At 73.8% G+C, this 23,014-nt stretch carries 24 protein-coding genes; 10 read left to right on the forward strand and 14 right to left on the reverse strand.

Going from position 1 to position 23,014, the window contains the following annotated elements:
* The first annotated feature begins 13 nt into the window (after positions 1-13).
* The 3 genes from O2W18_RS08160 (at position 14) to O2W18_RS08170 (ending at position 3,252) form a co-directional block, all read left to right on the forward strand.
* The gene (locus tag O2W18_RS08160) at positions 14-1,081 is read left to right on the forward strand and encodes a sugar ABC transporter substrate-binding protein (RefSeq protein ID WP_269187046.1); all 1,068 of its coding nucleotides are present in this window, start codon (positions 14-16) and stop codon (positions 1,079-1,081) included.
* 71 nt (positions 1,082-1,152) lie between these two features.
* Entirely contained in the window at positions 1,153-1,959 is an 807-nt protein-coding gene (locus tag O2W18_RS08165; protein WP_269187047.1) for an ATP-binding cassette domain-containing protein, read from the forward strand.
* Positions 1,960-1,968: 9 nt separating this feature from the next.
* Positions 1,969-3,252, forward strand: a complete 1,284-nt coding sequence (locus tag O2W18_RS08170; RefSeq protein ID WP_269187048.1) for a sugar ABC transporter permease — start codon at positions 1,969-1,971, stop codon at positions 3,250-3,252.
* 85 nt (positions 3,253-3,337) lie between these two features.
* Here O2W18_RS08170 and O2W18_RS08175 read toward each other — a convergent pair whose 3' ends face one another.
* The 3 genes from O2W18_RS08175 to O2W18_RS08185 form a co-directional block, all read right to left on the reverse strand.
* Positions 3,338-4,597: a ribonuclease D gene (locus O2W18_RS08175; RefSeq protein ID WP_269187049.1), complete on the reverse strand. Its 1,260-nt coding sequence runs from the start codon at positions 4,595-4,597 to the stop codon at positions 3,338-3,340.
* Entirely contained in the window at positions 4,594-4,863 is a 270-nt protein-coding gene (locus O2W18_RS08180) for a LuxR C-terminal-related transcriptional regulator (RefSeq protein WP_269187050.1), read from the reverse strand. Before O2W18_RS08180 ends, O2W18_RS08175 begins: the two co-directional genes overlap by 4 nt.
* 126 nt (positions 4,864-4,989) lie before the next feature.
* Positions 4,990-5,607: a DUF3000 domain-containing protein gene (locus O2W18_RS08185; RefSeq protein ID WP_269187051.1), complete on the reverse strand. Its 618-nt coding sequence runs from the start codon at positions 5,605-5,607 to the stop codon at positions 4,990-4,992.
* 184 nt (positions 5,608-5,791) lie between these two features.
* Between O2W18_RS08185 and hemE the strand changes: the two genes are divergently transcribed.
* Together hemE and hemG are read left to right on the forward strand one after the other, a co-directional pair.
* Positions 5,792-6,838 carry a uroporphyrinogen decarboxylase gene (gene hemE, locus O2W18_RS08190; protein WP_269187052.1) on the forward strand — a complete coding sequence of 349 codons (1,047 nt, stop codon included), beginning with the start codon at positions 5,792-5,794 and terminating at the stop codon, positions 6,836-6,838.
* Entirely contained in the window at positions 6,835-8,208 is a 1,374-nt protein-coding gene (gene hemG / locus O2W18_RS08195; protein ID WP_269187053.1) for a protoporphyrinogen oxidase, read from the forward strand. The genes hemE and hemG overlap by 4 nt, the downstream gene beginning before the upstream one ends.
* Positions 8,209-8,277: 69 nt before the next feature.
* On the opposite strand, the gene O2W18_RS08200 is transcribed toward hemG, so the two are convergent.
* On the reverse strand, positions 8,278-8,748 hold the full coding sequence (locus tag O2W18_RS08200; protein WP_269187054.1) for a Dps family protein: 471 nt from the start codon (positions 8,746-8,748) through the stop codon (positions 8,278-8,280).
* Between the two features lie 160 nt (positions 8,749-8,908).
* Here O2W18_RS08200 and hemQ point away from each other — a divergent pair, with 160 nt between their 5' ends.
* On the forward strand, positions 8,909-9,625 hold the full coding sequence (gene hemQ / locus O2W18_RS08205; RefSeq protein WP_269187055.1) for a hydrogen peroxide-dependent heme synthase: 717 nt from the start codon (positions 8,909-8,911) through the stop codon (positions 9,623-9,625).
* Positions 9,626-9,899: 274 nt separating this feature from the next.
* On the opposite strand, the gene msrB is transcribed toward hemQ, so the two are convergent.
* A complete protein-coding gene (gene msrB, locus O2W18_RS08210) occupies positions 9,900-10,319 on the reverse strand; it encodes a peptide-methionine (R)-S-oxide reductase MsrB (protein ID WP_269187056.1) in 420 nt (139 codons plus the stop codon).
* 88 nt (positions 10,320-10,407) lie between these two features.
* A complete protein-coding gene (locus O2W18_RS08215) occupies positions 10,408-10,944 on the reverse strand; it encodes a hypothetical protein (protein WP_269187057.1) in 537 nt (178 codons plus the stop codon).
* A gap of 223 nt (positions 10,945-11,167) precedes the next feature.
* On the opposite strand from O2W18_RS08215, the gene O2W18_RS08220 reads away from it, so the two are divergent.
* Positions 11,168-11,626, forward strand: coding sequence for a hypothetical protein (locus O2W18_RS08220; RefSeq protein WP_269160448.1), 459 nt, complete (start codon positions 11,168-11,170; stop codon positions 11,624-11,626).
* Positions 11,627-11,724: 98 nt separating this feature from the next.
* Here the strand turns inward: O2W18_RS08220 and O2W18_RS08225 are convergent, their stop codons facing one another.
* The 8 genes from O2W18_RS08225 to treZ form a co-directional block, all read right to left on the reverse strand.
* Positions 11,725-11,928, reverse strand: coding sequence for a cold-shock protein (locus O2W18_RS08225; RefSeq protein ID WP_014741881.1), 204 nt, complete (start codon positions 11,926-11,928; stop codon positions 11,725-11,727).
* Between the two features lie 149 nt (positions 11,929-12,077).
* Positions 12,078-12,524: a hypothetical protein gene (locus tag O2W18_RS08230; protein ID WP_269187058.1), complete on the reverse strand. Its 447-nt coding sequence runs from the start codon at positions 12,522-12,524 to the stop codon at positions 12,078-12,080.
* 151 nt (positions 12,525-12,675) lie between these two features.
* Entirely contained in the window at positions 12,676-13,440 is a 765-nt protein-coding gene (locus tag O2W18_RS08235) for a hypothetical protein (protein ID WP_269187059.1), read from the reverse strand.
* Between the two features lie 28 nt (positions 13,441-13,468).
* The gene (locus O2W18_RS08240) at positions 13,469-14,536 is read right to left on the reverse strand and encodes a DNA polymerase domain-containing protein (protein ID WP_269187060.1); all 1,068 of its coding nucleotides are present in this window, start codon (positions 14,534-14,536) and stop codon (positions 13,469-13,471) included.
* 56 nt (positions 14,537-14,592) lie between these two features.
* The gene (locus tag O2W18_RS08245; protein ID WP_269187061.1) at positions 14,593-16,155 is read right to left on the reverse strand and encodes an alpha/beta hydrolase; all 1,563 of its coding nucleotides are present in this window, start codon (positions 16,153-16,155) and stop codon (positions 14,593-14,595) included.
* 86 nt (positions 16,156-16,241) lie between these two features.
* Positions 16,242-17,315 carry an ATP-dependent DNA ligase gene (locus O2W18_RS08250; protein ID WP_269187062.1) on the reverse strand — a complete coding sequence of 358 codons (1,074 nt, stop codon included), beginning with the start codon at positions 17,313-17,315 and terminating at the stop codon, positions 16,242-16,244.
* Positions 17,316-17,370: 55 nt separating this feature from the next.
* Complete coding sequence (locus tag O2W18_RS08255; RefSeq protein WP_269187063.1) at positions 17,371-18,081, reverse strand: dihydrofolate reductase family protein; 711 nt, start codon at positions 18,079-18,081, stop codon at positions 17,371-17,373.
* A 2-nt stretch (positions 18,082-18,083) separates the two neighbouring features.
* On the reverse strand, positions 18,084-19,835 hold the full coding sequence (treZ, locus tag O2W18_RS08260) for a malto-oligosyltrehalose trehalohydrolase (RefSeq protein WP_269187064.1): 1,752 nt from the start codon (positions 19,833-19,835) through the stop codon (positions 18,084-18,086).
* A gap of 216 nt (positions 19,836-20,051) precedes the next feature.
* Between treZ and O2W18_RS08265 the strand changes: the two genes are divergently transcribed.
* From O2W18_RS08265 to O2W18_RS08275, 3 genes are read left to right on the forward strand one after another with little or no spacing between them, the layout of a single operon-like run.
* Entirely contained in the window at positions 20,052-21,077 is a 1,026-nt protein-coding gene (locus O2W18_RS08265) for an efflux RND transporter periplasmic adaptor subunit (protein ID WP_269187065.1), read from the forward strand.
* Positions 21,074-21,802 carry an ABC transporter ATP-binding protein gene (locus tag O2W18_RS08270; RefSeq protein WP_269160438.1) on the forward strand — a complete coding sequence of 243 codons (729 nt, stop codon included), beginning with the start codon at positions 21,074-21,076 and terminating at the stop codon, positions 21,800-21,802. The genes O2W18_RS08265 and O2W18_RS08270 overlap by 4 nt, the downstream gene beginning before the upstream one ends.
* Positions 21,799-23,010: an ABC transporter permease gene (locus O2W18_RS08275; RefSeq protein ID WP_269187066.1), complete on the forward strand. Its 1,212-nt coding sequence runs from the start codon at positions 21,799-21,801 to the stop codon at positions 23,008-23,010. Before O2W18_RS08270 ends, O2W18_RS08275 begins: the two co-directional genes overlap by 4 nt.
* The last annotated feature ends 4 nt before the right edge of the window (positions 23,011-23,014 follow it).

Here is a 23,014-nt window from a genome sequence, read left to right on the forward strand (position 1 = left end):
ACAGCGCACCCTGATGACGGCTCTCGCAGCCTCACTCGTCTTCTCGATGGCCGCTTGTGGCAGTGACGACGACGCCGGTGGTGGCGGCGGTGGCGGTGGCGGCGAGGCGGCCGGCAAGGTCGGGGTGATCCTCCCCGACACCGCGTCCTCGGCCCGCTGGGCGAGCGCGGACGCCCCGCTGCTGGAGGCCGCCTTCGAGGAGGCCGGCGTCGAGGCCGACATCCAGAACGCGCAGGGCGACGCCCAGCGGATGGCGACGATCGCCGAGCAGATGATCACCGGTGGGGTCACCGTCCTGGCGATCGTCAACCTGGACTCCGCCTCCGGCGCCGCCATCCAGCGGCAGGCCGAGCAGCAGGGCGTCCAGACGATCGACTACGACCGGCTCACCCTCGGTGGGGAGTCCGACTACTACGTCTCCTTCGACAACACCGAGGTCGGCCGCCTGCAGGGCGAGGGCCTGGCCCAGTGCCTCGGCGACGAGCCGGCGAACATCGCGTTCCTCAACGGGTCGCCGGACGACAACAACGCCACGCTGTTCTCCGAGGGCGCGCACGAGGTCCTCGACCCGATGACCCAGTACACGCAGGTCGCCGAGCAGGCCGTGCCCGATTGGGACAACCAGCAGGCCGCGACGATCTTCGAGCAGATGTACACCCAGGCCGGCGGTGACATCCAGGGCGTGCTGGCCGCCAACGACGGGCTCGCCAACGCGGTCATCTCCATCCTGGGCCGCAACAACGTCGCCGGCACCGTGCCGGTGACCGGGCAGGACGCCACCACCGAGGGCCTGCAGAACATCCTGGCAGGCAACCAGTGCATGACCGTCTACAAGCCGATCGAGGCGGAGGCCACCGCGCTGGCCGAGCTCGCGGTGGCCCTGGTCAACGGTGAGACCCCGGAGGTCGACGGCGAGGTCGAGGACCCCGAGGGCGACCGCACCGTCCCGGCCGTGCTGCTGGACCCGGTCTCGGTCTTCCGGGACAACGTCAAGCAGGTCGTCGACGACGGCTTCGTCGACGCCGCCGACCTGTGCACCGGTGAGTACGCCGCCGCCTGCACCGAGCTCGGCATCCAGTAGTCCACCTGCCAGCAGGGGCGCCCTCTCCGGGGGGCGCCCCTGTCGGCCTGTCCAGCCGAGAAGGGACCCACGTGTCCGCTCCACAGCGCGATCACGGCACCACGGCCGTCGGCCGGCCCACCCTCGAACTGCGGGGGGTGGACAAGAGCTTCGGCGCCGTCCAGGTGCTGCACGACGTCCATCTGACCGTCTACCCCGGGAAGGTCACCGCACTGGTCGGTGACAACGGAGCGGGCAAGAGCACGCTGATCAAGGGCATCGCGGGCATCCACCCGTTCGACTCGGGCGAGGTGGAGTTCGAGGGCGAGCGGGTCACGCTGCACAGCCCCCGGGACGCCGCCAAGCTCGGGATCGAGGTGGTCTACCAGGACCTCGCGCTGGCCGACAACCTCGACGTCGTCCAGAACATGTTCCTGGGGCGGGAGCGCAAGCGCGGCGTTCTGCTCGATGAGCAGTCGATGGAGGTGGCGGCCCGGGAGACGCTGGCCAAGCTGTCGGTCCGCACCCTGAAGTCCGTCCGGCAGCTGGTGTCCAGCCTCTCCGGCGGACAGCGGCAGACCGTGGCCATCGCCAAGGCGGTGCTGTGGGAGTCCAAGCTCGTCATCCTCGACGAGCCGACCGCGGCACTGGGCGTGGCGCAGACCCGGCAGGTGCTCGACCTGGTCCGCCGGCTGGCCGACGCCGGCCACGCCGTCGTCTTCATCACGCACAACATGGTCGACGTGTTCGAGGTCGCCGACCGGGTGGCCGCGCTCTACCTGGGGCGAGTAGCCGCCGACGTCCCGATCGACCAGGTCGACCGCACCCAGGTCATCGAGCTCATCACCTCCGGCCGATCCGGTGACCTGGGCCTCTCGGCCGAAGACCTCGAGGACTGAGAGGACGTCATGTCGAGCAACACACTGACCGCCGCCGAGGCGAGCGGTCCGCAGAAGCCCGCGGCGGGCTTCGAGGGCGACCGGCAGGACAACACCCTCGGCGGCGCCGTCCGGGGCTACCTGGACAAGCTCCGCGGCGGTGACCTGGGGGCGCTTCCGGCCGTCCTGGGCATCATCACCCTCGGCATCCTGTTCACGGTGCTGCGGCCGGGCACCTTCCTGACCCCGCTGAACCTGGCCAACCTCGCCGTGCAGGCCACCCCGATCATCGTGCTCGCGATGGGCCTGGTCTTCGTCCTGCTCCTGGGCGAGATCGACCTGTCGGCCGGCGTGGTCAGCGGGGTCTGCTCGGCGGTCCTGGCCCAGGTGCTGGTGCAGAGCGGGTTCGGCTGGCCGGTCGCCGTGTTCGCCGCGATCGTCACCGGTGCGGTGATCGGGGTGTTCACCGGCAGCCTGGTCGGCATGGTCGGCATCCCGTCGTTCGTGGTGACCCTGGCGCTCTTCCTCGGCTGGCAGGGCGTGACCCTGCGGCTGATCGGCCAGGGCGGCACCGTGCCCGTGCGGGAACCGGTGATCCGCGCACTGGCCAACGAGAACCTGCCGCTGGCGGTCGGCTGGGCGCTGGCCGTGCTGGTGGCGGTTGGCTACGCCGTGATCGAGCTCTGGCGCTGGCGGGCCAAGCGGGCCCGTGACCTGGCCCACCAGCCGCTGGTGCTGGTCGTCTTCCGCGTGGTGCTCATGGCCGTGGTGGTGCTCGGCGTGACCGCGATCCTCAGCCAGGACCGGGCGCTGTCGGCCGCGGTCGACCTGGCCGGCATCCCGTACGCCATCCCGCTGGTCATCCTGCTGCTGCTGGTGGTCACCTTCGTGCTGTCCCGCACCAGCTTCGGCCGGCACATGTACGCGGTCGGCGGCAACGCCGAGGCGGCCCGCCGGGCGGGCATCAACGTGACCCGCATCCGGGTGATGGCGTTCGTCATCTCCTCCAGCCTGGCGGCGATCAGCGGCATCCTCGCCACCTCGCGGCTCAGCTCGGTGACGCCGGACGCCGGTGCGGGCAACACGCTGCTGTACGCGGTCGGCGCCGCGGTCATCGGTGGGACCAGCCTCTTCGGCGGGCGCGGACGGGCCCGCGACGCGCTGCTCGGTGGCCTGGTCATCGCGATCATCGCCAACGGGCTGGGGCTGCTCGGCGTGGCGGCTTACCTGAACTTCGTCATCACCGGCGGGGTGCTGCTGCTGGCGGCATCGGTCGACGCGCTGGCCCGCCGGCGGGCGGCCACCGCCCGCTGACGCGGGGACGACGACCCGGCCCACGGCCCGGCGCGCAGTGACGCGCGCCGGGCCGTGGGCCGTCGTCGTCCTACCGGGTCGGAGATCAGCCGGCGATGGCCTCGGTGAGCAGGTCGCAGGTCAACTCGACCTGCCACTCCCGCGCACCACCGGCACGCAGCGCCTCGGCCACGGCCGCAGCGTCGGCCGACCGGGGTGGCGCCCACATCAGCCGCCGGACCAGGTCAGGGGAGAGCACGTTCTCCACCGGCACGGACCACTGCTCCGACACCTGCGCCAGGGCGGCGCGGGCGGCCTTCAGCCGGGCTGTGGCGTCGGGGTCGCGGTCGGCCCAGCGGTTCACCGGCGGCGGCCCGTCACCGGGGCGGCTGTGCGGCGGCAGCTGGTCCTCCGGCAGCTCCCGACCCCGGACCAGGGCGCCGAACCAGGTGGTCACCAGCTTCCGGTTGGCCCGGCCGCGGAACACCGGGAGCTCCAGCAGCGCGCCCTCGCTCTTCGGGTCGGCCTGCACGGCCGAGACGATGGCGGCGTCGGGCAGCACGCGGCCGGGGGCGATGTCGCGTCGCCGGGCCAGCTCGTCGCGGGCCTGCCACAGCGCCCGCACCATGCTCAGCTGGCGCCGGCTGCGCAGACCGTGCATCCCGGAGGTCTTCCGCCACGGGTCGACCTTGGGCGCCGGGGGGCCGGCGGTGAGGATCGCCGCGAACTCCTGCCGGGCCCACTCGGTCTTGCCCTGCTCCTCCAGGATCTGCGCCAGGGCGTCCCGCAGCTCGACCAGCACCTCGACGTCCAGCGCCGCGTAGACCAGCCAGTCCGCCGGCAGCGGGCGGGTGCTCCAGTCTGCTGCGGAGTGCCCCTTCTGCAGGGAGAGGCCCAGCAGCGACTCGACGACGGCGCCGAGCCCCACGCGGGGGAGCCCGGCCAGCCGGGCGGCGAGCTCGGTGTCGAACAGCCGGGCGGGCACCAGGCCCAGCTCGGCCAGGCAGGGCAGGTCCTGGTTGGCCGCGTGCAGCACCCACTCGGCGTCGCCGATCGCGGTCTGCACGGCGGTCAGGTCCGGCAGCGGCACCGGATCGATCAGACCGGTGCCGGCGCCGGCCCGGCGCAGCTGCACGAGGTAGGCGCTCTGGCCGTAGCGGTAACCCGAGGCGCGCTCGGCGTCCACGGCGACCGGGCCGCTCCCGGCGGCCAGTGCATCGGCGTAGGCGACCAGCGCGGTCGACGTCTCGATGACGGGCGGCAGCCCGTCCCGCGGGGCGAGCAGCGGGGTCGGGGGCGGGCCCTCGTCGACGGCGGGCTCCACCGCCGGGTCGGTGGGCAGTTCAGTACCGGGGTCGGTGCTCACTGGCGGACCCCCGAGCGGAGGGGCACCGGGTGCGCCCGGTCGCCGGTGCCCGCGCGCGGGCGGTGCGCCAGACGGCTCTTCACGGTCAGTGCGGACAGGTCCACCTTCTCGCCGATCTCCTCGTTCGTGTACCCGCCGGCGACGAGCCGCAGGGCGTCCCGTTCCCGGGCGGACAACTCCCCGACAGCTTCCTCCACCCCACCACGGGTGGCGCTGGCGAGCGGGCGGACGAGGACGCCGTCGGACCACTGCTGGCCCTGGGGCATCGGCCCTCCCGTGGTCGGACCGGACCGACGACGCAGGTGATCAGCAGCTGACCACCTGGCGAAGGGCCCGGCGTGTCCGCGCACTCAGCGACGTCTGGTCACGCCGAGTGCAGTACGGGCGGGAGTCTAGGCGTCGTCCGTGCGAGACTGCTCGATCGCGGCGATCAGCCGGATGCCGGGCGGGGGCAGGCCGGCGGCCGTGCCCAGCACCTCGAGGAAGGCGGTGAGGTGCCGGTCCAGGTCGGTGCCCTCCGCGGTCCAGGAGGCCCGGATCTCCACGTCGACCGAGTGCTCCGGGGCGGCGATGGAACCGAAGCGGGTGGAGGCGGTGCGGGTGACCGTGCCACCGACGGAGTGGTGCGCGGCCCCGGACCCGGCCAGTGCGTCGATCAGCCAGCTCCAGGCCACCTCGGAGAACATGCTGTCGTCGACCATGTCCGAGTCGGTGCTGGCCGAGACGTAGCCGACGCAGCGGGTGGTGCCCTGCCAGGCCTCGTGGCCCTCCGGGTCGAACAGCAGGATGAACCGGCCGCTGGCCAGCTCCTCCTCCTCGTCCTCGGGGTGGCCGACCCGCAGGCCGATCGCGTGCGACCAGGGGGCGAGCCGCTGCGGCGCCGGGATGTGCTCGACGACGACCTCGGGGCGCGGGCGCACGGTCGCCAGGGCCTCCAGCGCGGCCTGGAACGCAGCCGGCCGCTCCGGCGGCGGGGCGCCGTCGTCGAGGCGCTTGCGCTGCTGGGCCACCTGGGCAGGGTAGGTCGCCGGTCACCGCGGCGGAGGCCCCGACGCGCCGCCCTGCCCAGCCGACGCACAGCCGTGACCTCGTGCCGTGACCTCCGCCCGTGCACTCCGCCCGTGACCTCCGCCCGTGAGCGGCCCGGTGGTGGGGCGGAGCCGACCCCGCCCACGTCTGGGAGGATCGGCGTCCGTGGGAACAGCAGCAGGACCGGCCGCCGACTCCGATCTCGTCCGAGCGGCCAGGGGCCTCCCGGTCTCGCGTACGCCGGTCTGGTTCATGCGCCAGGCGGGGCGGTCGCTGCCCGAGTACCGCGCGCTGCGCGAGGGCACCGCGATGCTCGAGGCCTGCCAGGACCCCGACCTGGTCACCGAGATCACCATGCAGCCGGTCCGCCGGCACGGGGTGGACGCGGCGATCCTCTTCTCCGACATCGTGCTGCCGCTGGTGGTGGCCGGGGTCGACATCGAGATCAAGCCGGGCGTCGGGCCCGTCATCGCGTCCCCGCTGCGCACCGTCGCCGACGTCGACGCACTGCCGCCGCTCGAGCCCGACCGGCTGGACTTCCTCGCCACCGCCGTCCAGCGGCTGGTGGGGGAGCTCGGTGCCACGCCACTGATCGGCTTCGCCGGGGCGCCCTTCACCCTCGCCACCTACCTGATCGAGGGCGGGCCCTCCAAGGAGCACGCCCGCACCAAGGCGTTCATGTACGCCGAGCCGGCGGCCTGGCAGCGGCTGCTGGAGCGGCTCGCGGTCAGCGCTGCGACGTTCCTGCGGGTACAGGTCGACGCCGGGGCCAGTGCGGTGCAGCTCTTCGACTCCTGGGCCGGGGTGCTGTCGGCGGCCGACTACGCCGGCCGCGTGCTGCCGCACTCGCGTGCCGTCTTCGACGGGCTGGCCCGCCCGGAGGTGCCCAAGGTGCACTTCGGGGTGGGCACGGGGGAGTTGCTGCCGTTGATCGGGGACGCCGGTGCAGACGTCGTCGGCGTCGACTGGCGGGTCCCGCTGGACGAAGCCGCCCGCCGCGTCGGCCCGGGGTACTCGCTGCAGGGCAACCTCGATCCCGCCGTCCTGCTCGCCGACCGGGAGACCGTGGACCGCGAGGTGCGCCGCATCGTCGAGCAGGGCCGGGCGGCCCGCGGGCACGTGTTCAACCTGGGCCATGGCGTGCTGCCGGACACCGACCCCGGGGTGCTCACCCACGTCGTGGAGCTGGTGCACGAGCTCACCGCGAGATGAGTGCTCCCCGGCTGATAGTGGTGGGCGCCGGGATCACCGGGCTCACCGCGGCGTTCGAGTGGCACCGCGCCCACCCGGACGGCGAGGTCGTCGTCCTGGAGGCCGGCGGCCGCATCGGCGGCAAGCTGGACCGGGTCGACCTCGCCGGTCGCTGGTACGACACCGGCCCCGAGGCGGTGCTCGCCCGGGTGCCCGAGGCGGTCGAGCTGATCGAGCAGCTCGGGCTGGCCGACCAGCTGGTGCCGGCGCGGACCACCCAGGCCGCCATCGTGCTGCCCGAGGGCCGGTTCCCGCTCCCGGCCGGCACGCTGCAGGGCGTGCCGACGACGGCCGACGGGCTGGACGGCGTGCTCACCCCCGCCGGCGTCGCCCGGCTCCGGGCCGAGGCCGAGCTGCCCCCGCTGCGGCTGGACGGCGACGTCTCCGTCGGTGGCCTGCTGCGGGAGCGGCTGGGCGACGAGGTGGTCGACCGGCTCGTCGAGCCGCTGCTCGGCGGCGTCTACGCCGGTCGCCCTGACGACCTCTCCCTCGCCGCGACCATGCCGGCCCTCGCTGCCGAGCTGCCGGCGGCCACCTCGCTGCTGGGCGCCGCCGTCGCCGCCCGGGACGCCGGGGCGCGCAGCCGCGGCGACGTCGACGGCCCGGTGTTCGTCACCGTCCGCGAGGGCGTCGGTTCACTGCCCGCGGCTCTGGTGCGCGCCTCGGGTGCCGACGTCCGGCTGCACACCCGGGCGACGGCGCTGCGCCGCACCGCCGGCGGGTTCGAGCTGGACGTCGACGGCGGCGGGACGCTGACCGCGGACGCCGTCGTGCTGGCCACGCCGGCCGGCCCGACCGCGCGGCTGCTCGCCGACCTCGTCCCCGACGCGGTCGAGCCGCTGGCGGGCATCCCGTACGCGTCGATGGCCGTGGTCGCGATGGCGTTCCCCGACCAGCCGGTCGCCGCCGGCTCCGGGCTGCTCGTGCCCCCGGTGACCGGCCGGCTGGTCAAGGGCGTCACCGTCTCCTCGTCCAAGTGGCCGCACCTGTCCGGCCCCGAGGGCGCGCCGGTGCTGCGGGTCCGCTCGTCGGTGGGCCGGTTCGGCGACGACGCCGCCCTGCAGTGGGACGACGCCGAGCTCACCGCCGCGGTCGTCGCCGACGTCGCCGAGCTCCTCGACCTCGGCCGGCCCGAACCGGTGCAGACCGAGCTGGTGCGCTGGGTCGACGGGTTGCCGCAGTACCTGGTCGGCCACCCGCAGCGCGTCGCTGCGATCCGCTCGGCGCTCGACGCCGTCCCCGGGCTCGCTGTGGCCGGGGCGGCCTACGGCGGGGTCGGGGTGCCCGCCTGCATCCGCGACGCCCGCCGGGCGGTCCAGGCGCTGGGCTGAACGCCCCCGGACGCACCGGAGGCCGGCACCCCGATCGGGGTGCCGGCCTCCGGTGGGAGTGCGGCGGGCTCAGTTCTGCGCTGCCTCGGCCTGCCACATCCAGTGGTACTTCTCGAGGGCCCCGGTGATCTCGATGATCAGGTCCTGGGTGACCTCGTCGCCCTCGGTCGCCTCGATGCGGTCGCGCATCCGCGCCACGATCAGGCTGAACACCTCGACGAAGTAGCGGATCGCGTCGTCGGCGTGCACCCACTCCACCGGCGGCTGCGGGATGCCGCTGGACTGCACCGTGCCGGCGCGGCCGTCGGGCAGCACGCCGATCGCGGCGGCCCGCTCGGCGGCGGTGTCCTGGTACTCGCGGGCCGTGGCGACGACGTCGTCCAGCTGCAGGTGGATGCTGCGGAAGTTGCGGCCCACCAGCGTCCAGTGCACCTGCTTGCCGACCAGGCTGAGGTCGATCAGGTCGACGACGGCGCCCTGCAGCGCCTCGCCGGTGACCTTCTGGACGTCTTCGGACAACGGGCTCTGGATCACGGCCATGCTGTTCCTCCTACGGTCGGGAAGGTGTCCTCCGGTCCAAGATCCGGATGGCGGGTGTTGTTCCCGGTCCCGGCGGCCGCATGCACGCGTGTCCGGCCTCACGACCGGGGTGGATCGACGTTCCGCGTCGCGCCGCCGGCCGGCGGTCCACAATGAGGACATGAGCGAGCAGACCGAAGAGCGCAGCATCGGCAAGCGGGCGAACGAGCTGAACGCCCTCATCCGCTACACGATGTGGTCGGTGTTCAAGCTGGCCCGGCCGCTCGAGGACGACCAGCGCAGCGCCGCCGCCGACGAGGTCACCGCGCTCTTCGACGAGCTGGCCGGCAAGGACGTCGTCGTCCGCGGCGTCTACGACGTCGCCGGCCTGCGGGCCGACGCCGACCTGATGATCTGGTGGCACGCCGAGACCCCGGAGGCGCTGCAGGAGGCCTACGGCCGGTTCCGCCGCACCACCCTGGGTCGCCGGCTCGAGCCCGTCTGGTCGCAGATGGCGCTGCACCGCCCGGCCGAGTTCAATCGGAGCCACGTGCCGGCCTTCCTCGCCGACGAGGAGCCGCGCCGCTACGTCTGCGTCTACCCGTTCGTGCGCTCCTACGAGTGGTACCTGCTCCCCGAGGAGGAGCGGCGGGACATGCTCAAGGAGCACGGCATGCAGGCCCGGCCCTACCCCGACGTGCGGGCCAACACCGTCTCCTCCTTCGGGCTCGGCGACTACGAGTGGATGCTCGCCTTCGAGGCCGACGAACTGCACCGCATCGTCGACCTCATGCGCGACCTCCGGGCCAGCCGCGCCCGCCGGCACGTGCGCGAGGAGGTGCCGTTCTACACCGGCACCCGCAAGCAGGTCGCAGAGCTGGTGGCCGACCTGCCCTGACTCTGGCGATCCTCCGGATCGCACCGCTGAGGATCGCACCGCGGTCAGGAGCCGTGCCCGGGCTGCGTTGAGCCGTTGGCCGTGATCCGGCCGGGAGCCTCCGGCCCCGCGTCCGGATCACGGAGCCGCTGGCCGCGGTTCCCGGCGGGACCCTCCGGGCCCGCGCCGGGTCCCGCGGGGTCGCTGGCGCGACAGAGCGGCCGGTTCGTACTCGTGCCCCACTGCGCAGAAGGCCCGTCCCCGGTGGGGGACGGGCCTTCGGTGTGCTGCGAGGTCAGGCGTCGGGGGAGTCCAGCTTGATGCTCACGGAGTTGATGCAGTAGCGGTCGCCGGTGGGGGTCTGGGGGGCGTCGGCGAAGACGTGGCCCAGGTGGCTGTGGCAGCTGCCGCAGACGACCTCGGTACGGACCATGCCGAGCGCACGGTCCTCACGGAGGACGACGTTGTCCTGCTCCGACGGCTCGTAGAACGACGGCCAGCCGCAGTGCGAGTCGAACTTGGTCTCGGAGCGGAACAGCTCGGCGCCGCAGGCTCGGCAGGAGTAGGTGCCGACCGCCTTCGTGTCGACGTACTCACCTGTCCAGGGCCGCTCGGTGCCCGCCTGGCGGAGCACGGCGTACTCCTCCGGCGACAGTTGGGCGCGCCACTCCTCGTCGCTCTTGACGACCTGGGGCTGGTGGGCGGAAGTGGTCATGGCCCCACGGTACGGCGGCTCCGCCACCTGCGCCGGGGCCCGTGCCGCCCCGGTCGACAGCGCCCGGACCTGCTGCCGGAGCGTGCGCTCAGCTGCGCGGCCACCAGCGGGCGAGCCGGGTGAGCTGGTCCTCGACCAGCGGGCGGAGCTGGATGCTCGTGCTCGCGGTGGCACCCGACGTGCCTCGGAGCAGCACCTCGTGCGCGCCTGCCTGGAGCACCATCGGCGCCCGCACGGTGAGGGAGACGCTGCCGTCCGGACCGGCCACCCCGGAACCGAGCTGCCCCCGCAGGCGCGCGGGGAGTTCGGCGGTGACCTTCTCCTCCGGCGAGAACCCCGTTCCCAGGACGGTCACCGGCTCCTCCCTCAGCGGCCACGGTTCGGTGACCGTCGCGGTCGGGCCGTCGTCGATGACGCCGGCAGTCGGATCGGGGTCAGCGGCCGGGGCAGGCGCGGGGTGACCGGGGTCGGTCAGCCCGTCTGCCGCGGCCACCACCACGGTCGGCGGACCGGCGGCGGTCGAGGCCGCACCGGCCGCGCCGATGGTGGACGCTGCCAGGGCCAGACCGATGACGGGGCCGAGGACTCGGCCGCGGACGGCGCGGGACGTGCTGCGTCGGGTCACGGGTCTCCTCGGACGGGCGGACGGAGAGTTCGCGTGCTGGGCGGCGGACCCCTCGATCCTGTCATCGCCCAGAGCAAGGGTCGATCAACATCCGGTAACGAAGTTCGCTCTGCTAATCAGCCGTCGGACGCCCCGGGCTGTGCGGCCGCGGTGCCGCGGCCAGGTGCTCGTACCGTGAGCCCGGCGCCGCGTCCGGTGGCGCCGCCGTCCGCCGAGAGGAACCATGAGCACCCCGCAGCCCCTGGCCGACACCTGGTTCACCCGCGATCTCCCCGTGCTCCGGGCGATCGCCCGGCTCATCGACGAGCCCCCGCACGGCAGCGCCCCCTACCTCGGAGCCGTCGTGCCGGCCAGCGGCCTGCCCAAGCCGCAGGTCGTCTCCGCGGCCAACGCCCTGGTCACGGCCGGCTACGCCGAGGCGCTCACCAACCACGCCGGGGAGATCGTCCGGTTCACCGCCGTCTCCGGTGAGGCCCGCCGGCTCACCGGTCTCTGGCCCACGCCGCAGAGCGAGTGGGACCGGCTCCTGGAGCAGGCCCGCGCCCGGGCCGCCGGAGCGATGACCGACGTCGAACGGGAACGCTGGCGCACGTTCGCCGATGCCGCAGCTGCCATCGGGCCCGACGACGGGGCGTTGCTGATGTCCGCCCTGATCGGCGGGTATGTGCCCCGGGCGCGCTGACCACCGGGGCCGGACGCGACAGTGCCCCCGCCCGATTGCTCGGGCGGGGGCACTGTCGGTGGTTCGAGAGGGCTGCGTTCAGCTCCTCGGTCTGTGGATCAGACCGGGTTGACGTTCGCCGCCTGCGGGCCCTTCTGGCCCTGCTCGATGTCGAACGAGATGCGCTGGCCCTCATCGAGCGAGCGGTACCCGCTGGTCTGGATGGCCGAGTAGTGGACGAAGACGTCCGGGCCGCCGCCGTCCGGGGTGGCGAAGCCAAACCCCTTCTCTGCGTTGAACCACTTCACTGTTCCTTCGGGCATTGCTCGTTCCTAGCTGAGGTCGTGCGTCGGGGTCCTGCCAATGCGCAGGGCCTTCCCGACGAGTACGACCCTAGCGGGTTCTGGCGATCTGTGGGAGGTCAGGGGCACAAAGATCCCCGGCGAGCCGATCCGGGCCGTCGTGCGGAGGGTCAGAGCAGGCGTCCGGAGGCGTCCCGGGCGGCGTCCTCGGACCAGGCCTGGCGGGCGTAGGCGTTCGGTGCGTAGGCACCTGGCGTGCGGTTCTCCTGAGCTGGGCCGGTCCTGCTCCTCACCGTCGGACGGGGTCGGGCAGCGGGGAGTGCGAGCGGCCTCGGCCGCCAGGCCTGCACGGTCAGCGGCTCGGGGGTCGCCCACTCCTCGAGCGCCAGCCGGGCCCGCTCCGACACGACCGCCCGCAGGTGGCGGCGCCAGCGCTGTCCGGCGAGGTCGATCCCGACGAGCACGGCGACGAGGACGGCAACGGTCAGGAAGGCGTTGGTCAGCGCGCTGGCCACGTCCAGGGGCGTGAGCTCGGGCCAGCTCACCTGCTCCAGCTGGTACCCGACGACCTCGATGACGACGTACAGCACGCCGTACACCAGGAACGCGACCCGCATGACCCCGCTCCTGTCGCCTGTCTGACCGTGGGACCGAACGCTTCCTCAACGACAGGAACCGCCTCACGCGACAGCCGACGCCGACCGGCTCACCCCTGCGGGTGAGGTGGCGGCGTCACGTGCGCCGAACGCTGTCCGGTGACCGTGCCCGTCAGGCGGACGGCGGCCGGTCGTCGTCCCCGGGGCCGGCCTCGGCCTGCTGCTCCGCCCGGCGCTGTGCCCGCAGGGCGTCCTGCTCTCGCCGGCGCCGGATCTCCCGCCGCGCCAGCACCCACGCCAGCAGGATCGGCCAGACGTACTGCGCCTTGTCGGCGGTCCACCGCACCCAGGCGGGGGCCTCCCAGTCCGGCAGGTCCACGTCGGGCCAGGGGATCGACGGCAGGTCGACGTCCGGCCACGGGATCGACGGCAGGTCCCAGTCGGGCCAGGGGAGGGCCACGGCCAGCCGGACGACGAGCAGCCCGAGCAGCAGCGGGAGGACCACCTTCGCCACGCCCCCGACCACGGCGAGCACCGCGTACCGACGGGGTCGCTGCCGGATCCGCTCCTCCCGGACCGCGGCCGGCGACCCCGCCTCCGGTTCCAGATCGATCCCGCCGGCGCCGAACGCCGCGCCCACGCTGCCGCCGGGGTGCCAGGTCGCCCGCTTCGGCTTCCCGAGGGCGGTGTACTGGACCGTCACCAAGCCGACGTCCGGGTCTGCGCGGGTCGGCTCGTCGTCCGGGCGGGCGTCGGGCTCGCCCTTGAGCCGGTCTCCGGGCTTGAGCCGCAGGGTGTCCTCGGCGGACTTCTTGGCCGCCACCACCCGCCCGTCGACGCTCCACCGGACCGTCCGTGACACCGAACCGGTCGCCTCCACCCGGTGCCGGCGCCCCTGCGCCACCAGGTCCCAGGCCTGGGTCGGGTGTTCGGGCACGGTGGGACGCTAGCGCTGTCCCGTTGGGTCAGTCCTCCGCGGTGGGGACCTTCTTCGCGCGGCTGGGCTGCACCCGCATCGGCTCGCCGGGCATCTTGGGGTAGTCAGGGGGATACGGCATCTCGCCCAGCCCGAGGTCCCGCTCCTGCTGGTCGGCCAGCTCGACCAGGGGAGTGAGGTCGAAAGCGTGGTCGGCGAGGCCGGCGTGCTTGTCACCGACGGCGGCGAAGCGGGCCGGCATGGTCCGGACGTCGAAGTCGAAGGGCGAGACGTCGGGCAGCTCGTCCCAGTCGACCGGGGCGCTCACCGGGGCGTGTGGCTTCGGCCGGATCGAGTAGGCGCTGGCGATCGTGCGGTCCCGGGCCATCTGGTTGTAGTCGATGAAGATCTTCTCGCCGCGCTCCTCCTTCCACCAGTTCATCGTGACCCGGTCGGGGATGCGGCGTTCCAGCTCCCGGCCGAACGCGATCACCGCCCGGCGCACCTCCGGGAAGGTCCAGCGCGGCTGGATGGGGACGTAGACGTGCACACCCCGGCCGCCGGACGTCTTCGGCCAGCCCTCCATGCCGAACTCGTGCAGCAGCTCGCGGACGTGCGGGGCCACCCACACGGCGTCGGAGAAGTCGGTGCCCGGCTGCGGGTCGAGGTCGATCCGGACCTGGTCGGGGGACTCGACGTCGCCCTTGGACACCGGCCACGGGTGGAAGGTCAGCGTCCCCAGGTTCGCGCACCACGCGACGACGGCGACCGAGTCCGGGGCGATCTCGTCGGCGGTCCGTCCGCTGGGGAAGCTGATGTGCGCCGTCGGCACCCACTCGGGGGCGTTCTTCGGCACCCGCTTCTGGTAGAACGCGTCGCCGGTGTTGTCGGCGCGGGTGGACATCCGGGCGCCCTCGAACACCCCGCCCGGCCAGCGTTCCAGCGTCGTCGGCCGGTCGCGCAGCGCGAACAGGACGCCCTCGCCGACGGCGACGAAGTACTCGACGACGTCGATCTTGCGGATGCCCTTGTCCCCGAAGTAGGGCTTCTCCGGGTTGCTCACCCGCACCTCGTGGCCGTCGAGCTCCAGGACGACGGCGTCCTTGCTGCTGGCCATGAGGCTCCGTTCGGGTCAGGCAGGACCGGGTGCGGGGTCGATCCTGCCCGAGCCGGTCACGCCGGGCAGGTCGCCCCGTCCTGCGGGACGGCGAGGTCGATCAGGTACGCGTTCACGGCCGCCGTCACGCACTCGGTCTTGGGGTAGGCCGTGTGCCCGCTGCCCTGCCAGGTGAGCAGCACCCCGTTCTCCAGGTCCTCCGCGAGGTCGACCGCGCCGGTCACCGGGGTCACCGGGTCGCCCTGCGTGCCGATGACCAGGATCGGCGCGCTGCCCGCTGCGTCCCGCTCGGGCAGGGGCGTGCGCGGGGCCTCCCACGCCGAGCAGGTGTAGAGGCTGAGAGCCGCGTCGGCGCCGAAGAGCGGGTAGCGCGCGTTCCAGTCCGCGACCAGGGCCTGCACGTCGGAGGCGCTGAACTCCTCGTCGGTGTCGGCACAGTTCACCGCCAGGTTGGCATCGACCACGTTGCTGTAGGTGCCGTCGTCGTTGCGGCCGGTGTAGGTGTCGGCCAGGGTCAGGATGCCGGCGGCGTCACCGTTCCGGGCGGCAGCCAGCGACTGGGCCAGCTGCGGCCAGGCCGAGGGCTGGTAGAGCGCCGAGCGGACGCCGCCCAGGATCAGGCCCGGCGTGGCCTGCCGGGTCTCGCCCTCCCGGGTGCTCGGGATCGGCGCGGTGGCGGCCTGGGTGAGCAGGTCGTTGAGGAACGCGCGCGGGTCGGGCCCGAGCGGGCAGCCGCTGATCAGCGACAGGCAGTTGGCGGCGAAGGCGTCGTAGGCGGCCTCGAAGCCCTGGGCCTGCGCCTCGGCCGCCTCCTGCGGGGTGGCGTCGGGGCCCACCGCGCCGTCGAGCACCATCGCCCGCACCTGCTCGGGGAACAGCTCGGCGTAGGTGGAGCCCAGCGTGGTGCCGTAGGACCAGCCCAGGTAGTTGAGCTGGTCGTCACCGAGGGACTGCCGGACCAGGTCCAGGTCGCGGGCCGCGTCCACCGTGGAGAAGGCGCCCAGCGCCTCCTGGTACTCCTCGCTGCAGCCGGCCGCGACCTCCTCGACCTGGGTGAACAGGGCGTCCTGCGCGGCGGCCTCGGTGGCCCGCGGGTCGGCCGCGAAGAACTCGTCCTTCTGCTCGTCGGAGATGCACTCGACGGGGGTGGACAGCCCCGTCCCCCGCGGGTCGAGGCCGACGATGTCGAACTGGTTGACGACCGCCTCGGGGAGGGTCAGCGCCGCCTGGATGGCCGCATCGGCGGCGGACTGCCCGGGGCCACCGGGGTTGACCATCAGCGAGCCGATCGGGTCTGTCTGCCCGGCGAGGCCGGCCCGCACCAGGAACAGCTGCAGGGTGCCGCCCTCGGGGTCCTCGTAGCTGACCGGCACCGTCGTCGTCCCGCAGGAGAAGACGAGGTCGCGCTCCGAACCGGGGCGCCCGGAGATGATCGGGTCGATCTGGCTGTCGCAGTCGGTCCACTCGATCAGCGGCGCATCCAGCTCGGCCGGCGGGGCCTCCGTGGAGGAACCGGCCGCGGCCGTCTCGTCCTCTCCCGAGGAGGTGCACCCGGCGAGGGTCAGGGCGAGAGCGAGGAACGCTCCTCCGGCGGTGGCCAGGCGGCGGTGCGCGGTCATGATCGGCAAGGGTAGGAGCCGAACCTGGCAGCGGCAGCCAGGTTCGGCGTGAGGATGCGCTCAGTCCGCGCCGACCCGGCTGCTCCTCAGCCGCCGAGGACCTCGGCGAGGTCATAGCGGACCGGCACCTCCAGCTGCTCGTACGTGCACGACTGCGGGTCCCGATCGGGGCGCCAGCGCAGGAAGTGACCGGTGTGCCGCAACCGGCTGCCCTCCAGCTGGTCGTACTTGATCTCCACCACCAGTTCGGGCCGCAGCGGAACCCAGGACAGGTCCTTGCCGGCGTTCCAGCGGCTGGTGGCCCCGGGCATCCGGTGCTCGCCGTCCGTGTCCGTCTGGGCGTTCGCCCAGTCCTGCCAGGGGTGTCCGTCCAGCGCCTCGGCCCGGTGGGGGGCCAGCTCCTCGACGAGTTCGGCCCGGCGCTTCATCGAGAAGGACGCCGCCACGCCGATGTGCTGGAGGGCGCCGGCGTCGTCGTAGAGACCCAGCAGCAGCGAGCCGACCACCGGCCCGCTCTTGTGCCAGCGGAAGCCGGCCACCACGCAGTCCGCCGTCCGGACGTGCTTGACCTTGGTCATCACCCGCTGGTCGGGGGAGTAGGGCTGGTCGCCCCGCTTGGCGATGACGCCGTCCAGGCCGGCGCCCTCGAACTCGGCGAACCAGCGCTGCCCCACCTCGGCGTCCGAGGTCACCGTGGTGACGTACACCGGCGCCTGCGCGCCGGCCAGCGCCTCGCGCAGCCGGGCCTGCCGCTCGGCGAAGGGCGTCGCCAGCAGCGACTCCTGGCCCAGTGCCAGCAGGTCGAACGCGACGAAGGACGCCGGGGTCTCGGTGGCCAGCCGGGTGACCCGGGAGGCGGCCGGGTGGATCCGCTGCAGCAGCGACTCGAAGTCCAGCCGGTCCCCGCGCGGCACCACGATCTCCCCGTCGACCACGCATCGCTCGGGCAGCTGGGCCTTGACCGCCTCGACGACGTCGGGGAAGTAGCGGGTCAGCGGGCGCTCGTTGCGGCTGCCCAGCTCGACCTCGTCGCCGTCCCGGAAGACGATGCACCGGAACCCGTCCCACTTGGGCTCGTAGAACCAGCCGTCGCCGATGGGGAGCTTCGCGACGGGCTTGGCGAGCATCGGCTTGACCGGAGGGCTCACGGGCAGGTCCATGCCGGCCAGTCAAGCAGTCGCCGACGGCGCCGGGCAGCCCCTCCGGACCCAGGCCTCAGCGCAGGTCGTACCGGGTGAAGAGGACGCCGTCCTCGTGCAGCACCTGCCGCAGCTCGGCGGGCACGGGGGAGGGCAGGGCGTGCGGCAGCAGGCCGAGGCCGCCGCCGACGAGCAGCGGGGCGATCGACAGGTCCAGCTCGTCGACCACCCCGGCGGCCAGGGCGGCGGTGAACAGCGCCGGACCGCCCTCGCACAGCACCTGCTCGTGACCGCGTTCGGCCAGGGCGTCCAGCGCGGTCGGCAGGTCCACGTCGTCGTCGCCGCAGACCAGCACCTCGACGCCCGCGCCGGTGAGCGCCGCACGCTGGTCGGCGTCGGCAGCGGCGCAGGTGACCAGCAGGGTCGGCGTGACGGCGGCGGTGACCAGCTGGTCGTCCGGTCGCAGGGACGCCCGCCGGGACACGATCACCACCGGGCAGACCCCCGGGCGGCCGAGTCGCGCGCGCAGCCGGCCGACGGCGGAGTCGGGGAGCACCGGGCGGTAGCCCTCGGCCGCCGCCGTCCCGGCGCCGACCAGGACGGCGTCGGCGAGCGCGCGCAGCGTGCGGAACACCCGCAGGTCGCCGTCCGACCCCAGCCCGCCGCTGCGGCCGTCGACGCTGATCGCGCCGTCGAGCGAGGCGACGAAGTTGACCCGCAGGTGCCGGCCGGGGGCCAACCGGTAAGCGTCGGCCAGCTCGGCCGGGTCGTGCGGGAGCGGCGGCACGCTCAGTGGGTGGCCAGGACGGCGGCGCTCTCCGCCGGCACCGTCACCTGCGCCCCGTCCAGCTCGGGCAGCTCCCCGCTGGCGAACAGCACCTGGGTGGCCGGGGTGTCCAGGTCGATCTCCCGCGGCTCGTCGGACAGGTTGGCGACCACCCGCAACGACCCGCGGTGCACGACCAGCCACCGGTCCGCGTCGTCCCAGTGCACCTGCACCGCGGACAGGTCCGGGTCGACCAGCTCCGGGTGCCGGCGGCGCAGCGCGAGCAGCGCCTTGTGCACCGCGAGCACGTGCGCGTGCGGCTCCTGGTCCAGCTCCGACCAGTCCAGCTTCGAGCGGGTGAAGGTCTCCGGGTCCTGCGGGTCCGGGACCACGGCGGCGTCCCAGCCATGCTCGGCGAACTCGCCGATCCGGCCCTCGGCGGTGGCCCGGCCCAGCTCCGGCTCCGGGTGGCTGGTGAAGAACTGCCACGGGGTGGCGGCGCCCCACTCCTCGCCCATGAAGAGCATCGGAGTGAAGGGGCTGGTCAGCACCAGGGTGGCGCCGACACCGAGCAGGCCGGGGGAGAGTGAGGCGGAGATCCGGTCGCCGACCGCTCGGTTGCCGATCTGGTCGTGGTCCTGCAGGTAGGCGAGGAACTTCCAGCCCGGCAGCGCCGCGGTGTCCACCGGGCGGCCGTGGTGCCGCCGGCGGAAGCTGGACCAGTCGCCGGCGTGGAAGAACGCGCCGGTGAGCACCTTCGCCAGCCCGCCGAGCCCGGCCGCCTCGAAGTCGGCGTAGTAGCCCTGCCCCTCGCCGGTCAGCTGGGTGTGCAGGGAGTGGTGGAAGTCGTCGCTCCACTGCGCGTCCAGGCCGGTGCCGCCGGCCACCCGGGGCGTGACCATCCGCGGGTCGTTGAGGTCGCTCTCCGCGATCAGGGTGAGCGGGCGGCCCTCGGCGACCGAGAGCCGGGCGACCTCGGCGGCCATCTCCTCGAGCACGTGGGTGGCCCGCTCGTCGACCAGCGCGTGGACGGCGTCCAGCCGGAGGCCGTCGGCGTGCATGTCGCGCAGCCACATCAGCGCGTTGTCCAGGATGTGGCGCCGCACCTCGTCGGAGTCCGGACCGGAGAGGTTGATCGAGTTGCCCCAGGTGTTCGCGCCCTCGGCGAAGACCGGGAAGAACTCGGGGAGGTAGTTGCCCGACGGCCCCAGGTGGTTGTAGACGACGTCCTGGATGACGCCGAGGCCCCGCTGGTGGCAGGCGTCGACGAAGCGTTGGTAGCCCGCGGGCCCGCCGTAGGTCTCCTGCACCGCGTACCAGGCGACGCCGTCGTAGCCCCAGTTGTGCGTGCCGTTGAAGCCGTTCACCGGCAGCAGCTCGACGAAGTCGACGCCCAGGTCGACCAGGTGGTCCAGGTTCCGGATCGCCGCGTCGAAGGTGCCCTCGCGGCTGAAGGTGCCGATGTGCAGCTCGTAGACGACGCCACCGGCGAGCGGGCGCCCGGTCCACGCGCCGTCGCCCCAGCGGTACGCGGACGGGTCGAAGCGGCGGGAGAGACCGTGCACACCGTCGGGCTGACGGCGGGAGCGCGGGTCGGGGCGCGGCGTCGGCTCGTCGTCGAGCAGGTAGCCGTAGTCGGCCTCGGGGGAGGCGGGGACCGTGGCGTGCCACCAGCCGGCGTCGTCCCGCTGCATGTCGTGCACCTCGCCGTCCACCTGCAGGCGGACCCGCGCGGGCAGTGGCGCCCAGACGGTGAAATCGACGGGCTCGGACATGCGGGGGCCTCCAGGGCGGTGCGGGGGACGGGCAGGTCGATCATGCCCGGGTGCCCGGCCGTCAACCGTCGCCGGTGGGCACGTCTCGGGCCGGACGGCGTCCACCTGGAGGAGGACCTGTTCAGGGCGGCGATCCCGTCGCCGGGATGACCACAGGGAGGCCTCCCGGCCGCTAGGTTCTGCACGCTTCCGTTCCGCGCGACGAAGAGAGCCGACATGACGGTGGTCCGGACCTGGGTCCTGCCCGTGCTGCGAATACTGATCTGGGCGGTGATCGCGGTGGCGCTCGTCGTCCTCGCCTTCCGCGGCAGCGGCGGGACCAGCCCGACCGGCGCCACCAGCGCCCCCGGGGTCGACCTGGGGTCACCGTCGATCCCGGTCGCCCGCGGCACGGTGACCAACACCGTCTCCGTGCAGGGCTCCATCGCCGCCGACCCGGCGGTGCCGGTCAAGGCGACCGCAGCCGGGACGGTGAGCCGGCTGCACGTCGGCGCCGGTGCTCCGGTGGCGGTCGGCGACAAGCTGCTGGACGTCCGCTTCGAGGAGGAGCGCGACCCGGTCGTCGGCACGGACGCCGAGGGCAACCCGACCTCGACCCCGCGCGACCCGCTGGTGAAGGTGGTGACGGTCACCGCGACGGCGGCCGGCCGGCTGGCCACCCTCGACGTCCTGAAGGACCAGGTGGTCGCCGTGGGGGACGCCGTCGGCACCATCTCCCCGGGCACCCTCTCGGTGACCGCGTCGCTCTCCCAGGCCGACCAGTTCCGGCTGCTGAGCCCGCCCGCCACCGCCGAGGTCACCGTCACCGGCGGTCCGGCGCCGTTCACCTGCACCGGGCTCACCCTCGGTGCCCCGCCGAGCGGGGAGGACCAGGCCAGCGCCGGGGTGGACCCGATGACCGGCATGCCGATCACCGCCACCACCACCGCCCGGTGCGCCGTCCCGGCCGGGGTGACCGTCTTCTCCGGGATGGCGGCGACGGTGGCCGTCCAGGCCGGCGAGGTCGCCGACGCGCTGGTGGTGCCGGTGACCGCGGTGCAGGGCTCGGTGCAGAACGGCGTGGTCTGGGTGCCCGGCGCCGACGGGACCCCCGAGGAGCGACCGGTCACCCTGGGGCTCACCGACGGGCAGCAGGTGGAGATCACCGGCGGCCTGACCGAGGGGGAGTCGGTGCTGGAGTTCGTCCCGGTGCCCGACGACGCGGCCGCCGACCCCTACGGCATGGGCGGGCCGTACGGGTGAGCCTGCTGGAGCTCTCCGGGATCGGCCGGGACGTGCGGCTGCCCGACGGGAGCCTGCTGCCGGTGCTGGCCGGCGTCGACCTGAGCATCGCGGCCGGCGAGCACGTGTCCATCGTCGGCCGGTCCGGTTCGGGGAAGTCCACGCTGCTCAACGTGCTGGGCCTGCTGGACAGCCCGACCGCGGGCACCTACCTGCTGGACGGGCAGCCGACCGACGCCCTCGGTGGACGGCGGCGGTCCCGGCTGCGGGGTGAGACCTTCGGCTTCGTCTTCCAGCAGTTCAACCTGCTGCCGCGGCGCACCGCGGAGGAGAACGTCGCCGCGCCGCTGCTCTACGCCCGCGGCCGGGACTTCCTCACCCGCAACCGGGCCGCCCGGGCGATGCTCGACCGGGTCGGCCTGGGCCCCCGTGCGCTGTCGGTGCCGGAGAAGCTCTCCGGCGGTGAGCAGCAGCGGGTGGCGATCGCCCGGGCCCTGGTCCGCGGGCCCCGGGTGGTGCTCGCCGACGAGCCGACCGGTGCGCTGGACGTCGAGACCGGGGCTGCCGTGATGGCGCTGCTGGCCGAGGTGACCGCCGAGAACGGTGCCGCCCTGGTGACGATCACCCACGACCTCTCGGTGGCCGCGCTGGCCGGGCGCCGGTTCCGGCTCGACCACGGTCGGCTCACCCCGGTCCCGGCCGGGGACGCGCTCGCTGCGGCGACCAGTGACCGGACCGACGCATGACCGGGCTGCTGGGCACGCTCAGCGAGGCGTGGGGCGAGGTCCGGGTGCACAAGGCCCGGGTGCTGCTGTCGCTCGTCGGGGTCTTCCTGGCCGTGCTGGCGATGACCACGGTGACGGCGCTGGGCCAGATCGCCGCCCAGGTGCAGCAGGAGCAGGCCGAGGCCAGCGGCGGGCGGACGGCGACCATCGGCGTCTCCGCCTACGACCCGATGACCGGGAGCGTGCCGCAGCAGCAGTGGGACGCCGGGGTCGATGCGCTGGTGACCCGGTACGGGTTGCCGGCGGAGGCGGTGGCCACCCTCGCCCAGGAGAACGGGCTGTACCGGTTCCCCGGGGGCACGCAGGCCGTGGAGACCCGGCGCGTCTCGCCGTCCTACGGGCCGCTGCACCGCATCCAGCCGGTCGAGGGCCGCTGGTTCCGCGCCGGTGACCGGCAGAGCCTGTCGCCGGCGCTGGTGGTCAACCGGGACTTCCTGACGCTGCTGGGCGTGCCGGACCTCAGCACCCGGCCGACCGTGGTGATCGGTGGCCCCCAGCCGGTGCTGGCCACGATCGTCGGGGTGCTCGACTGGAACGAGGGCTTCCCGAGCGCCTACCGGATCGACTCCTCGGCCGGTGACGCCGTCACCGCGGCCGGGGTCCCGGGGTTCTGGTCGCCGCCCACGCTGGAGCTCTGGGTGCCCTCCGCGCAGGCCGATGCGGTCGTCACGGCGGTCCAGGCAGACCTGGCGCGGCTGCTGCCCGGTGCGGAGGTGCAGGCCTACCGGCAGGACCCGGAGAACCTGGAGGACACCATCGCAAAGCTCCGGCTCGCCGTCCGCGCCGCCGGGCTGGTGGTGCTGGCCCTCGGTGGTCTCGGGGTGCTGAACATCGGGCTGGTCACCGTCCGCCAGCGGATCCGGGAGATCGGCGTCCGGCGGAGCTTCGGGGCGACCTCGGCGCGGGTCTTCTCCGCGGTCGTGCTGGAGAGCGTCGTGGCCACCGCCCTGGCGGGGCTCGCCGCCGTCGCCCTGTCGGTGGCGATCGTCCGGAACCTGCCGCTGGAGCGGTGGCTGGCCGGCGGCGTCCCGCTGGTCGACGCACCCGGTTTCCCGGTCTCGGCGGCGGTCGAGGGGCTGGTCGCGGCGACCGCCGTCGGGGCGCTGGCCGGCCTGGTGCCCGCGTTGATCGCCGTCCGGGTGAAGGTGATCGACGCGATCCGGTTCTGACCGT

The organism is Modestobacter sp. VKM Ac-2983 (genome assembly GCF_026967885.1).
Taxonomy (GTDB): domain Bacteria; phylum Actinomycetota; class Actinomycetes; order Mycobacteriales; family Geodermatophilaceae; genus Modestobacter.

What these genes read in the sequence shown, in the direction of transcription:
- O2W18_RS08160 (WP_269187046.1), top strand. Translation starts at nt 14, where the DNA reads ATGACGGCTCTCGCAGCCTCACTCGTCTTCTCGATGGCCGCTTGTGGC.
- O2W18_RS08170 (WP_269187048.1), top strand. Translation starts at nt 1,969, where the DNA reads ATGTCGAGCAACACACTGACCGCCGCCGAGGCGAGCGGTCCGCAGAAG.
- O2W18_RS08180 (WP_269187050.1), bottom strand. Translation starts at nt 4,863, where the DNA reads ATGCCCCAGGGCCAGCAGTGGTCCGACGGCGTCCTCGTCCGCCCGCTC.
- hemG (WP_269187053.1), top strand. Translation starts at nt 6,835, where the DNA reads ATGAGTGCTCCCCGGCTGATAGTGGTGGGCGCCGGGATCACCGGGCTC.
- O2W18_RS08200 (WP_269187054.1), bottom strand. Translation starts at nt 8,748, where the DNA reads ATGGCCGTGATCCAGAGCCCGTTGTCCGAAGACGTCCAGAAGGTCACC.
- hemQ (WP_269187055.1), top strand. Translation starts at nt 8,909, where the DNA reads ATGAGCGAGCAGACCGAAGAGCGCAGCATCGGCAAGCGGGCGAACGAG.
- msrB (WP_269187056.1), bottom strand. Translation starts at nt 10,319, where the DNA reads ATGACCACTTCCGCCCACCAGCCCCAGGTCGTCAAGAGCGACGAGGAG.
- O2W18_RS08220 (WP_269160448.1), top strand. Translation starts at nt 11,168, where the DNA reads ATGAGCACCCCGCAGCCCCTGGCCGACACCTGGTTCACCCGCGATCTC.
- O2W18_RS08225 (WP_014741881.1), bottom strand. Translation starts at nt 11,928, where the DNA reads ATGCCCGAAGGAACAGTGAAGTGGTTCAACGCAGAGAAGGGGTTTGGC.
- O2W18_RS08230 (WP_269187058.1), bottom strand. Translation starts at nt 12,524, where the DNA reads ATGCGGGTCGCGTTCCTGGTGTACGGCGTGCTGTACGTCGTCATCGAG.
- O2W18_RS08240 (WP_269187060.1), bottom strand. Translation starts at nt 14,536, where the DNA reads ATGGCCAGCAGCAAGGACGCCGTCGTCCTGGAGCTCGACGGCCACGAG.
- O2W18_RS08245 (WP_269187061.1), bottom strand. Translation starts at nt 16,155, where the DNA reads ATGACCGCGCACCGCCGCCTGGCCACCGCCGGAGGAGCGTTCCTCGCT.
- O2W18_RS08250 (WP_269187062.1), bottom strand. Translation starts at nt 17,315, where the DNA reads ATGGACCTGCCCGTGAGCCCTCCGGTCAAGCCGATGCTCGCCAAGCCC.
- treZ (WP_269187064.1), bottom strand. Translation starts at nt 19,835, where the DNA reads ATGTCCGAGCCCGTCGATTTCACCGTCTGGGCGCCACTGCCCGCGCGG.
- O2W18_RS08265 (WP_269187065.1), top strand. Translation starts at nt 20,052, where the DNA reads ATGACGGTGGTCCGGACCTGGGTCCTGCCCGTGCTGCGAATACTGATC.
- O2W18_RS08275 (WP_269187066.1), top strand. Translation starts at nt 21,799, where the DNA reads ATGACCGGGCTGCTGGGCACGCTCAGCGAGGCGTGGGGCGAGGTCCGG.